Origin of the sequence: Pectobacterium sp. IFB5596, from assembly GCF_021432585.1 — a bacterium.
Lineage (GTDB): Bacteria > Pseudomonadota > Gammaproteobacteria > Enterobacterales > Enterobacteriaceae > Pectobacterium > Pectobacterium punjabense.
Genome location: NZ_LXFY01000012.1, coordinates 388777 through 401921, shown reverse-complemented (window position 1 = coordinate 401921; position 13145 = coordinate 388777). Strand labels below are relative to the sequence as shown.

The window sequence follows — 13145 nt, the reverse complement described above, 5'->3', positions numbered from 1 at the left end:
CGGCAATCGCTCAGACTGCGGCTTATTGAAACTCCACTCTGTTTCTTCCTTTTTCTTTGGCCTGATAGAGCGCGGCGTCCGCTGCACCGTATAGCGCATCGAAGCTGGTCTTCTGTGGCGCCCAACTGACGCCAAAACTGGCGGTGACGCGCTGCTGTGGGAGTACGCTGAGCGGCATCCTGTTGAGATCGTGATGGAGTTGGCTGGCGAGGGCGACGGCCTGCATGAGCGTATGCCCTTCCAGCAGAATGGTGAACTCTTCGCCACCCACGCGACCAATGCTGTTTGTGGTACTCAGGACGTGTTGCACACGTGACACCAGATCGCAAATCACGGCATCGCCAGTCGGGTGGCCATAGGTATCATTCACCTGCTTGAAGTGATCGATATCCAACACGATGAGCGCCGCCTGGTTGCGTTCCAGTGCATGGTTTATGCGTTCAATAATCGCACCGCGGTTATACACGCTGGTCAACGGATCGTGGCTGGCTTTGTATTCCAGTTCGACCGCCAACTTGTTGAGCTGTGCATTTAGGCGATTCAGCTCTTTCTCCGCCCTATCGCTGCGTGAAATAAGGCGATGCGACTCTCGTACCAGCCGCTGGTAATGGTCGGTTAATGCCAGCAGCGTATCGCGATAGACTTCAGCAGGCCTCTCCTGCTGGTTAGCGATGTTACGTGCGGCGAGCAAAATGTCGTATTCCGGTGTAAACAAGTCAATTGTGCTCATGATTATCACTCAAAATCGTGCTGTGAAAGGTCAGGGCAGGGAAATCGATGTGGAGTTCTTCACCAAATTCTTCTGCAATATCATCGTCTTTGTCGTAATACCAATACAGCGCAATCGATAATGTCTGTTCCGCAGCCTGATTCAGCAGGTTGAACAAACTGAACAGCATTTTGGTGCTGGAGCTGTTGAAGTAAATCAGGGATACATGTATTTCGATACTCGGCAGTACCTCATCGGGTGACATGGTTTCCGCGCAGACTGTCAGTCTGTGTAGATATGCCTGAATCTCAGTGAGCAGCGGGCGATAAAACGCCGCTGCATTCTCAGGATAAGATTCGCCAGAAAGATAAAGACGGTGTGTGTCAAAGTGAAAATCAACAGTCGGGGTACAGGATGTCCCCGAAATATGGAGGTTGCTTATGGTCGTTATATTTTTCATGTCAAATGATTGCCTTCAGATAAAACGTAGATAGCCCCGTTGATGCGTCGGCCCGAAACGTAAACTGGAGTGGCTCACTGGCATCACGTGCGACGGTCAACAGACCCATATCCGCGCCTTTGCTTGATGATGGGGTTTCATCGCGCAGAGAGACTTTGTAGGCGAGTCGGATTTCATCAAGCGTCATACCGCGCAGCGGTTCAAGACGCCCCCGTAGCTTCTCTACATCGTCGGGGCTTACCGGGTTGGCGCATAACAGGAAGTATTTCCCATTTTCGTAACCCAAGCACACGGAGCCATGACGTACCTCAATGGGGTGATCGAACGCGGTTAACTGTGCAGCGGAATAGCGAGTGATGTTTTGTACCATTTCCACGAATGTAGAGAACAGTCGGCGACGGATACCGGCGGGAAGCTGCTTTTTCTCCAGTTGTAGCCTCATGGTTTCAGCCAGTGAACTGATGATATTTTGTGAAAAATAGCCCACGTAATACAGCGTGATGTCATGCTGAGGAGAGGGCGAAAAGAACTCGGTGTATTTGATGTCTGGCATCATTCTGCCTACCTGATTAAACAAAAGTCGAACAATGTCGGAAGCCCCAAAAAGTTAAATCATCTCGTCGGGTCTGATCGCCCTGGTAGATCTTGTGTGCTGATAGCAGTTGGTTAGCCAATTCACGCATTGGCTGGTTTTGATAGTGCTGGAGATGTTCTTGTAACCGCCGTTTCCCAAACATAATCCTGCGTTCTCCGCCAATTTGATCCGTCAACCCATCCGTGGTGGTGAAAAACATATCATTGTCATGCAGCGGCAGTTCGTAGCTTGACCACTGGTAGTCATAAGGCGTTTCGGTATAGCCGATACCCATTCGATCGCACTGGAGCGGCGTCAGTTGCCCGGTCTGGTTTTGCAGCATAAATGCAGGCATCCGTGCGCCGGAAAATGTCAGCGTGTTGCGCGTCATGTCGCAGAACACCAGCATCGCGTCGCAGCCGTCATTAGAGGTAGAAAGCTGGCGAGCTTCGTCACGTTGTCCCAGCGTGTCTTTGATATGGCGATTGATCGCCTGTAATAACTGCGCGGGCAGCATGGGGCCGTGCTGGGTCAGCGCCTGTTCCAATGCAGAAGCGAAAATTAAGGTCATAAATGCGCCAGGTACTCCGTGCCCGGTACAGTCTGCGACGGCGGCAAGCCAGCCGTTTTGATAGGTTTTAAAGGCATAGCAATCACCACCGACACAGTCCCGTGGCTCCCAGGCTAAGCACCAATCGGCCAGAGAACGAGACATCGCCTGCGTTGAGGTTGTCAGCATCGCGGCCTGAATCACGCTGGCATATTCGATGCTTTGCATAATCTGCTGATGTTGGCGTAAGTGCATATCCGATACGGCCTTGATCAGATCAATGCCGAGTCCGATACCGATATAACGCCCATTTTCGGTGATCATAAAGCCGTCCGTTAGCGATTTGTCACCGGTGATCACCGTTTGATCGGCGACGTCGTTTAACGACGCCAGCGCATCGATAATCAGCGGGTTTTTATCCATAAACGCGATGCAGCTCTTTTTGTCATACAGTTCGCGATAAAAAGGACGGGACATTTGGGAGAGAAAAATGTGGCGGTTGATTAAGCCAAAAGGGCGTCCATCCTCGACGACAGGCAGGCTGACCCATTCTTTATTTTTACTGAACAACTGCAATACGGTGGCATTGTCGGTGTCAGGAGAAACATCCGGCAGAGGAATACAAAGATCTCGCGCCACCGGTGTACCCCGGAGGAGTGGTCGGGCGCAAGGAACGGGCATGGCGATCATGGTTAATCTTTGGGCGGATTTATCTTTACGTCAAAATACCCGCCCTTGATGACCAAATGATGACAATGCCCGCCATACTTCAAGCCGTAGGTGCGTTGTTCAAAACGTTAACGTTTTGTCCCGCAACTCGACGTATTTAGGGAGACATTTGTGCTATTGCGCGTCCAATACGTTGAGCATGATCTGGTTTTGCCAGTCGAAATACGGGTTGAAGGTCAGGCGTACGTGGGTTTTACCGTTTTCGATATATCCCCAGTCGGAATACCACAGCGTGCTGCGATCCTCGCAGGCCTTCAAGTCGTTATTGGTTTGTCCGTTGGCGCAAATAATGATTGAGCCTGTTTTGCCGTATTCCGTATTTTCTGGTGAAAATAGGAGCGACATATGTGAGAGTTGGCTGATACGCCATTCAGGCAAGGAGCCAGTACGCACTAACATGCGTGAAGAATGGATACCCGCAGGGCGATCGCCATACCAGATTAGACGACTGCGTGGGTTGGTAAACTGGGTATCGAACATGTTGGCAATATAAGTCGTATCGACGACAGAATCATGCTCCGCCAGAACGATTAACACTGGCTTGTCATAAGGTTTTTTGGCCAGCTGTGAACGAACACCGCTGCTGGAATAGTAATATTGGGCGAAACCGTTGGTCGGCACGCGCATATAGCGAGTCGCCAGTTGTTCAGGGTAGCCGGGACGCGGTGGCATCAGCCAGTCGGTAAACACGGATAGCAGCGGTGTCATAAAATCGTATTTTTCGTTGGATTTAATCGCGGGTGAAAACAGCACCAGGCCTTTTATTTCAGGATGTTGTGATGCGTATTCGAGTACCAGATTGCCGCCGGTGGAAAAGCCGCCCAGATAGACTTCATCAACGTCTTTACTGAGGATGGCTGCCTGCTCGGCGACCACTTTGCGCCAGTCATCAACGGTGACGTGCAGTAGATCGGAGGGGCGCGTGCCGTGCCCTGGTAGTAAAACGGTTCTGACCAGAAATCCCTGTTCGACCAATTTCGGCGTGATGTCAATGAACGAACCGGGGGAATCTCCCAGTCCGTGGACCAATAAAATCGCCTTACGCGGTTGACCCGCAGGACGGGTTTCACTGGGCGTATTCCAGCGTAATTCCAACTGCTTATCTGTGGTTTGGACGGCGCGATGCTGCTCTACCCAGCGTGTTGTTTCCTGCTGATAGCGCTCGAATGACGGTTGTCCTAATGGCGTAATATCACGTGGATTGCTGTTGCATCCCACGATAAAAAGCACGCCCGCGAGGGCGAATAAACCTACCATCACCCGTCTCCAGATTGGCAACGAAACGAACCGGAATACGTTTATTGTCATTTATTCTCCTTGCCTGCTGGCAACATCAACGTGATAGCGAACGGGATATGGCGGTTCGACAACACTATATCTGAAATTATTTGGCAAGCATGGCGCTCAACGTGCGGCGCGGTGAAGCGCATTGAAAAGGTAACCTGCTGCCTTTAGGGTTTGCGACGTGGGGCTTCATGTTATACTTCGGACAAATCAGGCGTTTTTTCTGTTTTTTGGTCAGGCCAATATTGCGATGGCCGATGTTGAATAAAGGGATGGCGGTATGCGTTTATATCAGCAGATTGGCGACAATCTTCGCACGGAAATTCTGAAAGGAAACTATCAGATTGGCGATCGCTTGCCTCCTGAGCGTGATATTGCTGAAACCTACAACGTTAGCCGTAGCGTGGTGCGTGAAGCCCTGATTATGCTGGAGTTGGAAAAGCTGATTGAAGTGCGCAAAGGTTCTGGCGTTTATGTCATGCAACTCCCGACTACGCAGGGAAAAGATAGCGTGGTAGACAGCGGCTATGGCCCCTTCGAGCTGATGCAGGCGCGTCAACTGCTGGAAGGTGAGGTAGCCGCATTTGCTGCGATGCAAGCGACTAAAAGTGACATTGTGAAAATGCGACAAGCCATTGAACAAGAAAGGACATCACTTGAGAACGGGAGCGTGGATGAAAGCGCTGATGAGCAATTTCATTGCCTGCTGGCGCAGTCTACTCAAAACAGCGTCTTAGCCAATATGGTGTATGAGGTTTGGCAAGCACGTAAGCGCAGCCCAATGTGGCAGGGAATCCACTCCCATACTGATGATTTCAGCTATCAACGCCAGTGGTTGGACGATCATGAACAGATCCTGCGAGCCGTGTCCCGTCGTGATGTGAACATGGCGCGTCAGGCGATGTGGCAGCATTTGGAGAACGTAAAAATTAAACTGCTGGAAATCTCGAATGTGGACGATCCGGCCTTTGACGGCTACCTGTTCGAGTCCGTTCCCTCCCGCCTGGAATCTTAATTTCCCCGTTATCCTCTTTTCTGTGTGGATTTTCTCTCTGACATCATACCGATGTACGGAGAGAAAGATGTCAGACCAAATAATCCATCCCTGACGTACTTTTCATTTCCATCGCCTATTTATGCAAGATATTAGTCCAAAAAACGGATTTTTTGTGTAATTGGTCAATCAATTTGCACGTTTCGTTTGACAGTCTGCCCCGGTGAGGTAGGCTTTCTCTCATTTATTGATGAAAAAAGTGACGAAAACAACCATCTCACTTGGCAAAAAAGGGTAACTCGGTATGGAACAAACCTGGCGTTGGTACGGTCCGAACGATCCTGTTTCACTGGATGATGTTCGACAAGCGGGAGCAACCGGCGTGGTGACGGCATTGCACCACATCCCCAATGGCGAAATCTGGTCGGTTGAGGAGATTGAAAAGCGCAAAGCCGAACTGAAGGCGAAAGGGCTGGTGTGGTCGGTGGTCGAAAGTGTGCCGGTTCATGAAGAGATCAAAACCCAAACGGGGAATTATCGACAGCATATTGCTAACTATCAGCAATCGCTGCGAAATCTGGCGCAGTGTGGCATTGATACGGTGTGTTATAACTTCATGCCTGTACTGGACTGGACGCGAACCGATCTGGAATATGTGCTGCCGGATGGTTCAAAAGCGCTACGTTTCGATCATATTGCCTTTGCGGCCTTTGAATTACATATCCTGCAACGTAATGGTGCCGAAAAAGATTATACGGCGAATGAGCAAGCACAGGCTGCTGACTACTACCGTGGTATGAGCGAAGAGGATATTGCACGTCTGACCGGCAATATTATTGCAGGCCTGCCGGGATCTGAAGAGGGCTATACGCTGGAGCAATTCCGTGGACGTCTGGCGGAATATGATGGTATCGACCATGCCAAACTGCGCGAGCACCTTGGTCATTTCCTGCGTGAAATTGTGCCCGTCGCGGAAGCTGCCGGTATTCGCCTTGCTATTCACCCTGACGATCCACCGCGTCCGATCCTTGGGCTGCCGCGTGTGATGTCTACCATTGACGACATGCGTTGGCTGAAACAGACGGTCGACAGCCTCCATAACGGCTTTACCTTTTGCACGGGTTCTTACGGCGTGCGGATAGATAACGATCTGGTTAACATGCTGGAAACGTTTGCCGATCGCGTGCATTTCACCCATCTGCGCGCCACCTGCCGTGAAGACAATCCTAACTCGTTCCATGAAGGGGCGCATTTGCAGGGAGATGTGGACATGGTGGCGATCATCGACGCCATACTGGCCGAGGAACTGCGGCGTCAGAAGGCGGGCGATCGCCGGCCAATCCCTATGCGCCCAGATCACGGGCATCAGATGCTGGACGATCTGAAAAAGAAAACCAATCCTGGCTATTCGGCAATCGGTCGTTTGAAAGGGTTGGCGGAACTGCGCGGTGTTGAGCTGGCGCTGAAGCGCACACGGTTTACCGAATTGCAGCAGGGCTGATGAAATGAAACAGACCGTGCTGGAATAAGCACGGTCTGTTGGCATTTGATGCGAAAGAACCCCAGAGGAGTGCGTTCTACTGGCTGAGTTACAGGGCTTTTACGCTTGAACGGCTGACTTTGCAGTTCTTGCTATCCCAGAATTCGCCATATTTCTCAGTCTTTCCTTTCCCTTTTTCGATGCCTTTAAACTCTTCACATACTTTAGGAGTGCCAGCTTTATAGTTTTTAATACGCAGATCGCGGATTTCAGCGACATCACCAAAGTTGCGGTTTACACCAGCGATACTGTCGATGGTGCCGTTAACGGTTGCGCTGATGATAGTGAGGTTGCGTGGGCCACCGTTGTTGGTACAGTCACCGCAAGAACGCCACAGTTTGCCGTGTTGGCCAGTCAGGGTGAAGTTACCCTGTACGATCGTGTGGCTGTTTTTGGCATTCTGTTGCAGCACTTTGTCCGGCTTGCCGCCAGGGCCATTGGTGGTGTTATGTGCAATACCGCCGACGATGGTCATGGTTTTACCCAGGTTGGTTGCTGCATCTTCACAAACGTCTTCCCAGATCACGTTTTCAATACGGCAGTTGCCTGATTTACAGTGGATACCGTCAGAACCGCCTTTTTCAGAGATACGCAAGTTCTTGATGGTCGCATTTTCCAGCGTGATAACAGGAGGCTGTTTATCACTGTCTCCACTACAACTCAGACCTAGAGTAATACCACCGCAGTCGACGGTTTTATCTTTAATTACCGCTCCCGCTTTACATTCTGAACTGGCTGCCTTCAGTGAGGCGGCGCGCAGTGGTGCTGGTGCCGTTGAAGCGGCATTAGATTTCAGGACACTATTATTGCCGCTAACGGTATCCACCCAATACCAGTATTCCGAATTCGGATTGGCGGTTAAATCGGTAAAGGTTCTATCGGTAGAATTGAGCTCTGCGATTTTTTCGCTGCCAGCCTGATTATTACTGGTACTGCGATACACATCCTGACGAACTAAATTACCTGCATCGGTAGACCAGCTTAAATAGGTGGCATTGTCTTTTTTCAGCAGCATCAGCATGGTGTCATCAGCTTGAGCCTGAAAAGAAAAAGCAGCCGTACATAAAAATATCGGTGTTAAATACTTAAACATGTGTTTTTCCTTGTAAATTAAACGGATATTTTTTCTCTTTATTTGGAATAAATAAAGAGGGAGTCCTTGCGCATCGAGAGGAAGTATATAGCAAGGAATATAAAGTGAATAATAATTCGTCGAAATTGTTGAGGTTAATCAGGTTATTTAATTTAGTCTGTTATTATTTTATATTTAATTTTGCTATTTGTTTATTATATTTAATTTAATTATTCTCGATGAATTAATCGATATTAGGAAGGTTCTTATTAAAGAATAAGAAAAATGAATGTCGTGAAGAGAGATAAAATGTTACCACTCGCTGCCTGTGTGGCGTGACGGGATTCGGTTTGTTTCCACGTTCTGTTGATACTTCATTTAATTTTCTGGTGATAATTTAATCACGCATGAAAAAGAATGCCTTTTCTAAAAAATAGGCAAATTTTTATGTAAATGGACTTTTTATTAATCTACATATGCATGTTCGACAATTTTTAGTTTCTATAAAGGCGTTTTATTTTTCTTATTAATCCAAAGGGAAATGGAGTTCCTTTTTAGCCACAATAACGTTGCGGATATCTATAAGGTAAGGTTTGACATGGAATATCAATCAGGCAAGCGAGTTTTATCATTATCACTGGGCCTTATCGGCCTGTTTAGCGCATCGGCATTTGCTTCTGACTCACGAACGGTGAGCGAGCCGAAAGCACCGTCTTCTTGTACGGTGCTTAAAGCGGACAGCAGTACGGCAACCAGTGTTATTCAAAAAGCAATGAATAATTGTGATCAAGGAAAAGCGGTAAGATTGAGCGCGGGAAGTTCTTCCGTCTTTCTCAGCGGTCCACTTTCGCTGCCTTCGGGCGTCAGCTTGGTAATCGACAAAGGGGTGACCCTACGGGCTGTGAATAACGCCAAGTCTTTTGAAAACGCGCCGTCGTCCTGTGGTGTGGTTGATAAAAACGGTAAAGGCTGTGATGCCTTTATTACCGCTATCAGTACGACAAACAGCGGAATCTATGGTCCGGGCACCATTGATGGGCAAGGGGGCGTGAAACTTCAGGACAAAAAGGTGAGCTGGTGGGAACTGGCTGCCGATGCCAAAGTGAAAAAATTAAAACAGAATACCCCTCGTCTGATTCAGATTAATAAGAGTAAGAATTTTACGCTGTATAACATTTCTCTCATTAATTCCCCGAATTTCCATGTGGTGTTCAGCGATGGTGATGGTTTCACCGCGTGGAAAACCACGATCAAAACGCCATCTACCGCCAGAAATACCGACGGTATCGATCCGATGTCATCAAAAAATATCACCATCGCCTACAGCAATATTTCGACGGGTGACGATAACGTCGCGATCAAAGCCTATAAAGGTCGGGCGGAGACGCGCAATATCTCCATCCTTCATAACGACTTTGGCACTGGACATGGTATGTCGATCGGCAGTGAAACCATGGGGGTTTATAACGTCACGGTCGATGATTTGAAGATGAACGGCACGACCAACGGCTTACGCATTAAAAGCGACAAATCCGCTGCCGGTGTAGTTAATGGTGTTCGGTATAGCAATGTCGTGATGAAAAATGTGGCGAAACCGATCGTGATTGATACGGTGTATGAGAAAAAAGAAGGAAGCAATGTCCCAGACTGGAGTGACATTACGTTTAAAGATGTGACGTCTGAAACCAAGGGCGTTGTGGTGCTGAACGGTGAGAATGCCAAAAAGCCGATAGAAGTGACGATGAAGAATGTCAAACTGACGAGCGACAGCACATGGCAAATCAAGAACGTTACCGTTAAGAAGTAGTTTGATTACTACGTTGTTTTGTCATTACAGCGCCGCACGGGAAACCGGTGGCGCTGTTGTTTGTCAATTACGCTCGTTCTACCATGCGTGAGTTTAACGTTCACGCAGTGCTTCATTAACCTTGTTCAGCGGTTTAATCAGATAGTCCAGCACGCTTTTCTGGCCCGTTCTTATCTCCACGCTGGCGACCATACCGGGCACGATAGGGAATTTTTCCCCAGCTTTGTTGGCCAACTCCGCCTGTGTGGTTCGCACATAGACCCGATAATAAAACTGGTCGCGCCTGACTTCGTCCTGAAGGGTATCCGGCGACACGCTTTCGACTTCGCCCGTTAAGTTGCCGTAGATGGACGAATCATAGGCGGTAATTTTTACCGTGGCCGGTAAACCCGGTCGGATATAGGCAATATCGCGTGGGTTGATGCGGGTTTCGATCAGCAATTGATCTTCCAGCGGTACGATCTCCATCAGCTTGCCGCCCGGTTGCAGCACGCCGCCGACAGTTGTGACCTGAATGTCTTTCACAATGCCGCGCACGGGTGATGTGATAGTGGCACGCTTGAGCTGGTCGGCTTTTCCGCTGACCACTTCCCTTTGTGCTTCCAAATCGGCGTTGTTTTTAACCTGTTCTTCCCTTGCCCGCACCGCATACTGGTTGCTGGCTTCGTCGATTTTGCCACGGATTTCGCTAATCTGGCGGCGTAACCGAATGACCTCGACGGCGCTGGCGGCCCCGCGCTGCACCAGCGGCTCCGTCATGCGCAGCTCCTGCTCGACCAGTCGCATCGACTGTTGCAGGTTGGCGATGGTTTCATCGCGATTGCGCAGGCGTGATTCATAAAGCTGACGTTCACGTGCTGCCAGCGCGGGCTCTTTCAGGGTTTCCGCGCTGAATTTTAGCGGTGCACCGCTGAGTTCGGCGTGCAGGCGTTCAGCAGACGCCTGTAACGTCTGTACACGGGAGAAGGCTTCGCCGTAGACGGACTGAAAGCGGTTGATGTCCAACTGCGCCAACACCTGTCCCTTTTCGACAACATTACCCTGTTGTACATACAGCTGACCGATGATCCCGCCGTCCAGACTTTCAATCACCTGGGCGCGAGTCGAGGGTGTCACCTTGCCGGTTCCGACTGACACTTCATCCAGCACGGCAAAGGTGGCCCAGACAAAAAACACGACCAGCCCTAGCAGGCTGAGCCAGATAATGACGGAAACGCGTCGACCCTGGCGTTTCAGGTCATCATGGATGGTGATGCTGCTCATTGTGTTTCTCCTTACGCCACGCTCTGTGCGCTCTCTGCCGGTTTGCTGATGGCCTTCAAAATCTGGTCACGCGGGCCGTCTGCCACGATGCGCCCACCATCCATGACGATCACGCGGTCAACCAGCCTGAGCAACGCCGGGCGGTGCGTCACCAGCACCAGCGTGCGACCCGTGAGCCAGCTGCTTAACTGGTGAATAACGTGGCCTTCCAACTGCTCGTCCATGGATGCGGTCGGTTCATCGAGCAGCACAATCTGAGGATTACGTAGCAGCATCCGGCTGAGCAGGATCATTTGCCGCTGCCCGCCGGATAAGCCGCGACCGCCTTCATGAATAATGCGATCCAGACTGGCGGCGTCCTGTTGGATCAGGCTGAGCGCGCCGCTAATGCGCAGCGCCTGTAACAGCTCCTGTTCGGTGGCATGCGGGTTGCCGAGCATCAGGTTTTGCCGCAGGCTGCCGAAGAACAGGCGGGAATCCTGCGACAGAAAACCCAACTGGCGGCGAACGTCTGCCGGATCGATCTGGCTGATGTCGACGCCATCAATGATGACCTTGCCACGCGTCGCGGTTGCCTGGCTGGCAAGCAGCTTGAGCAGGGTGGATTTACCCGCACCGACCTTACCCAGCAGCGCCACTTTTTCACCCGGCTTGATGTCCAGTTTCCCGATCTGCAAGGCGGTGTCGCCCTGTTCAGGATCGTAGCTGTACTGTACGTTGTGGAGCTGGAAATGCCCTTGCAGGATTGGGCAGTGCGCCATTTTTCCGTCTTCTGGCCGATCCAGCGGCTTTTGCAGAATGTCATCCAGCCCGGTCATGGCGGTTTTGGCGTGCTGCCAGCGGGAAAAGACCATTGTGAGCTGCATGAGCGGGGCGATAGTACGTGAAGACAGCAGACTACAGGCTACGAGCGTACCGGTGGTGATATCGCCCGCGAGCACCAGATAGCTTCCGAATACTAGCATCCCGGCATAGGTTAGCTGCTGGACGGTCGACGCCCAGCCGCTGAGCCGTGCCCCCCAGACGCGTTGCTTCATCCCGATAGCTGCGCTGACGTCGTGTGTCTGTTCCCACTGGCGCTGGAAGTAGGGTTCAGCCTGTAACGCTTTGATATCCTCAATACCTTCAATGGACTCGACCAGCACCGCATTGCGTAAGGCGCTTTCGCGCATGCCTTCCTTGGCGAGCTTCGCCATTGGCCATTGCAGCATCAGGCCGGGGATCACAATCAGCGGGATCGCCAGCATCGGGATCAGCACCAGTGGACCGCCGATCATCGCCATGATGCCGAGAAACAGAAAGACAAACGGCATGTCGGCTGCTGCGCCGACGGTCGTAGAGGTCAGCAATTCACGTACCTGATCGATTTCCCGCAGTTGTGAAATAAACGAGCCGGTGGATTTTGGCCTGGCCTCATTTTTAATCGCCAGCGCGCGGGCAAACAGCATACCCGATACGTGCAAATCGATGCTTTTGCCCATCAAATCGGAGACGACGGTGCGTGACAGACGGATAGCATATTCTAATGCGGCAGCCAGCAGCACGCCGAAAAACAGCACCCACAGCGTGGGGATCGACTGTGCCGGAATGACGCGGTCATACACCTGCATGGAGAACAAAATCCCCGCCAGCGCCAGAACGTTACCCACGATAGACGCAAGAGAGATTTCTCCGATCTGCCGTTTTGCGCCGCGAAAGTGCTGCCAGAACCAGTGTTTGCGGTACGGCTTGACGAAATCATCAATGCGGGTATCGCGGCCACGCTCGGCTATGCCGACCAGCACGATAATGCCCTGGCTGTGTTTAATGAGTTCAGCCAGTTCGGCTTCACGCCGAAGATCACCGCCGTCATTCAGCCAGTAGGTGGCGATCCCCTCGTCATTCAATGATTCGATGACGATGACGCTGCCGTCGTCAGTTTCCGCCAGTACCGGTAACATCTTGTTGCGCCAGCGGATTTTCTCCGTGTGCCGCAGGCTGATGGTTAATCCCATCAGGTGGCTGATTTGTTCTAACTGGCGGGCGATGGGGAGCTGTTCGTACCAGCGCATTTGCTGGCGTACTGACGGGATATCGACCACCTGCCCGTAGTGTGCAGCGGCACGCGCCATGGCGGCAATCCAGATCTCAGTGTTGGTTACTTGTGTCATTGATATTCCTGCA

The 13145-nt window shown here is 51.0% G+C and carries 11 protein-coding genes; 3 read left to right on the top strand and 8 right to left on the bottom strand.

The genetic code is table 11. The annotated features are described in order from the left end of the window. Nucleotides 1–22: 22 nt before the first annotated feature. The 5 genes from A6301_RS11505 to A6301_RS11485 form a co-directional block, all read right to left on the bottom strand. A complete protein-coding gene (locus A6301_RS11505; RefSeq protein ID WP_107168793.1) occupies nt 23–730 on the bottom strand; it encodes a GGDEF domain-containing protein in 708 nt (235 codons plus the stop codon). Next, nucleotides 717–1169, bottom strand: a complete 453-nt coding sequence (locus tag A6301_RS11500) for a DUF1987 domain-containing protein (protein ID WP_107168794.1) — start codon at nt 1167–1169, stop codon at nt 717–719. The genes A6301_RS11505 and A6301_RS11500 overlap by 14 nt, the downstream gene beginning before the upstream one ends. 1 nt (nt 1170) lies before the next feature. After that, nucleotides 1171–1725, bottom strand: a complete 555-nt coding sequence (locus A6301_RS11495; RefSeq protein ID WP_205541446.1) for a SiaB family protein kinase — start codon at nt 1723–1725, stop codon at nt 1171–1173. Nucleotides 1726–1738: 13 nt separating this feature from the next. Continuing rightward, nucleotides 1739–2983, bottom strand: coding sequence for a SpoIIE family protein phosphatase (locus tag A6301_RS11490; protein ID WP_234257805.1), 1245 nt, complete (start codon nt 2981–2983; stop codon nt 1739–1741). 153 nt (nt 2984–3136) lie between these two features. Next, nucleotides 3137–4330: a carboxylesterase gene (locus A6301_RS11485; RefSeq protein ID WP_234257804.1), complete on the bottom strand. Its 1194-nt coding sequence runs from the start codon at nt 4328–4330 to the stop codon at nt 3137–3139. 256 nt (nt 4331–4586) lie between these two features. Here A6301_RS11485 and A6301_RS11480 point away from each other — a divergent pair, with 256 nt between their 5' ends. Together A6301_RS11480 and uxuA are read left to right on the top strand one after the other, a co-directional pair. Then, nucleotides 4587–5321 (top strand): FCD domain-containing protein, encoded by a 735-nt coding sequence (locus A6301_RS11480; protein ID WP_205541453.1) that lies wholly within the window; start codon nt 4587–4589, stop codon nt 5319–5321. A 283-nt stretch (nt 5322–5604) separates the two neighbouring features. Then, entirely contained in the window at nt 5605–6801 is a 1197-nt protein-coding gene (gene uxuA / locus A6301_RS11475) for a mannonate dehydratase (protein ID WP_107168799.1), read from the top strand. Between the two features lie 88 nt (nt 6802–6889). Here uxuA and pelI read toward each other — a convergent pair whose 3' ends face one another. After that, complete coding sequence (pelI, locus tag A6301_RS11470) at nt 6890–7933, bottom strand: pectate lyase PelI (protein ID WP_107168800.1); 1044 nt, start codon at nt 7931–7933, stop codon at nt 6890–6892. Between the two features lie 577 nt (nt 7934–8510). On the opposite strand from pelI, the gene A6301_RS11465 reads away from it, so the two are divergent. Further along, complete coding sequence (locus A6301_RS11465) at nt 8511–9719, top strand: glycoside hydrolase family 28 protein (protein WP_234257803.1); 1209 nt, start codon at nt 8511–8513, stop codon at nt 9717–9719. Between the two features lie 93 nt (nt 9720–9812). On the opposite strand, the gene A6301_RS11460 is transcribed toward A6301_RS11465, so the two are convergent. Further along, nucleotides 9813–10982 (bottom strand): HlyD family type I secretion periplasmic adaptor subunit, encoded by a 1170-nt coding sequence (locus A6301_RS11460; protein ID WP_107168802.1) that lies wholly within the window; start codon nt 10980–10982, stop codon nt 9813–9815. A gap of 11 nt (nt 10983–10993) precedes the next feature. Next, nucleotides 10994–13132 (bottom strand): type I secretion system permease/ATPase, encoded by a 2139-nt coding sequence (locus tag A6301_RS11455; RefSeq protein ID WP_107168803.1) that lies wholly within the window; start codon nt 13130–13132, stop codon nt 10994–10996. Between the last annotated feature and the right edge of the window lie 13 nt (nt 13133–13145).

Excerpts from the sequence above, each read along its gene's own strand:
- A6301_RS11505 (WP_107168793.1), bottom strand. The coding sequence starts at position 730 with ATGAGCACAATTGACTTGTTTACACCGGAATACGACATTTTGCTCGCC.
- A6301_RS11500 (WP_107168794.1), bottom strand. The coding sequence starts at position 1,169 with ATGAAAAATATAACGACCATAAGCAACCTCCATATTTCGGGGACATCC.
- A6301_RS11495 (WP_205541446.1), bottom strand. The coding sequence starts at position 1,725 with ATGATGCCAGACATCAAATACACCGAGTTCTTTTCGCCCTCTCCTCAG.
- A6301_RS11490 (WP_234257805.1), bottom strand. The coding sequence starts at position 2,983 with ATGATCGCCATGCCCGTTCCTTGCGCCCGACCACTCCTCCGGGGTACA.
- A6301_RS11485 (WP_234257804.1), bottom strand. The coding sequence starts at position 4,330 with ATGACAATAAACGTATTCCGGTTCGTTTCGTTGCCAATCTGGAGACGG.
- A6301_RS11480 (WP_205541453.1), top strand. The coding sequence starts at position 4,587 with ATGCGTTTATATCAGCAGATTGGCGACAATCTTCGCACGGAAATTCTG.
- uxuA (WP_107168799.1), top strand. The coding sequence starts at position 5,605 with ATGGAACAAACCTGGCGTTGGTACGGTCCGAACGATCCTGTTTCACTG.
- pelI (WP_107168800.1), bottom strand. The coding sequence starts at position 7,933 with ATGTTTAAGTATTTAACACCGATATTTTTATGTACGGCTGCTTTTTCT.
- A6301_RS11465 (WP_234257803.1), top strand. The coding sequence starts at position 8,511 with ATGGAATATCAATCAGGCAAGCGAGTTTTATCATTATCACTGGGCCTT.
- A6301_RS11460 (WP_107168802.1), bottom strand. The coding sequence starts at position 10,982 with ATGAGCAGCATCACCATCCATGATGACCTGAAACGCCAGGGTCGACGC.
- A6301_RS11455 (WP_107168803.1), bottom strand. The coding sequence starts at position 13,132 with ATGACACAAGTAACCAACACTGAGATCTGGATTGCCGCCATGGCGCGT.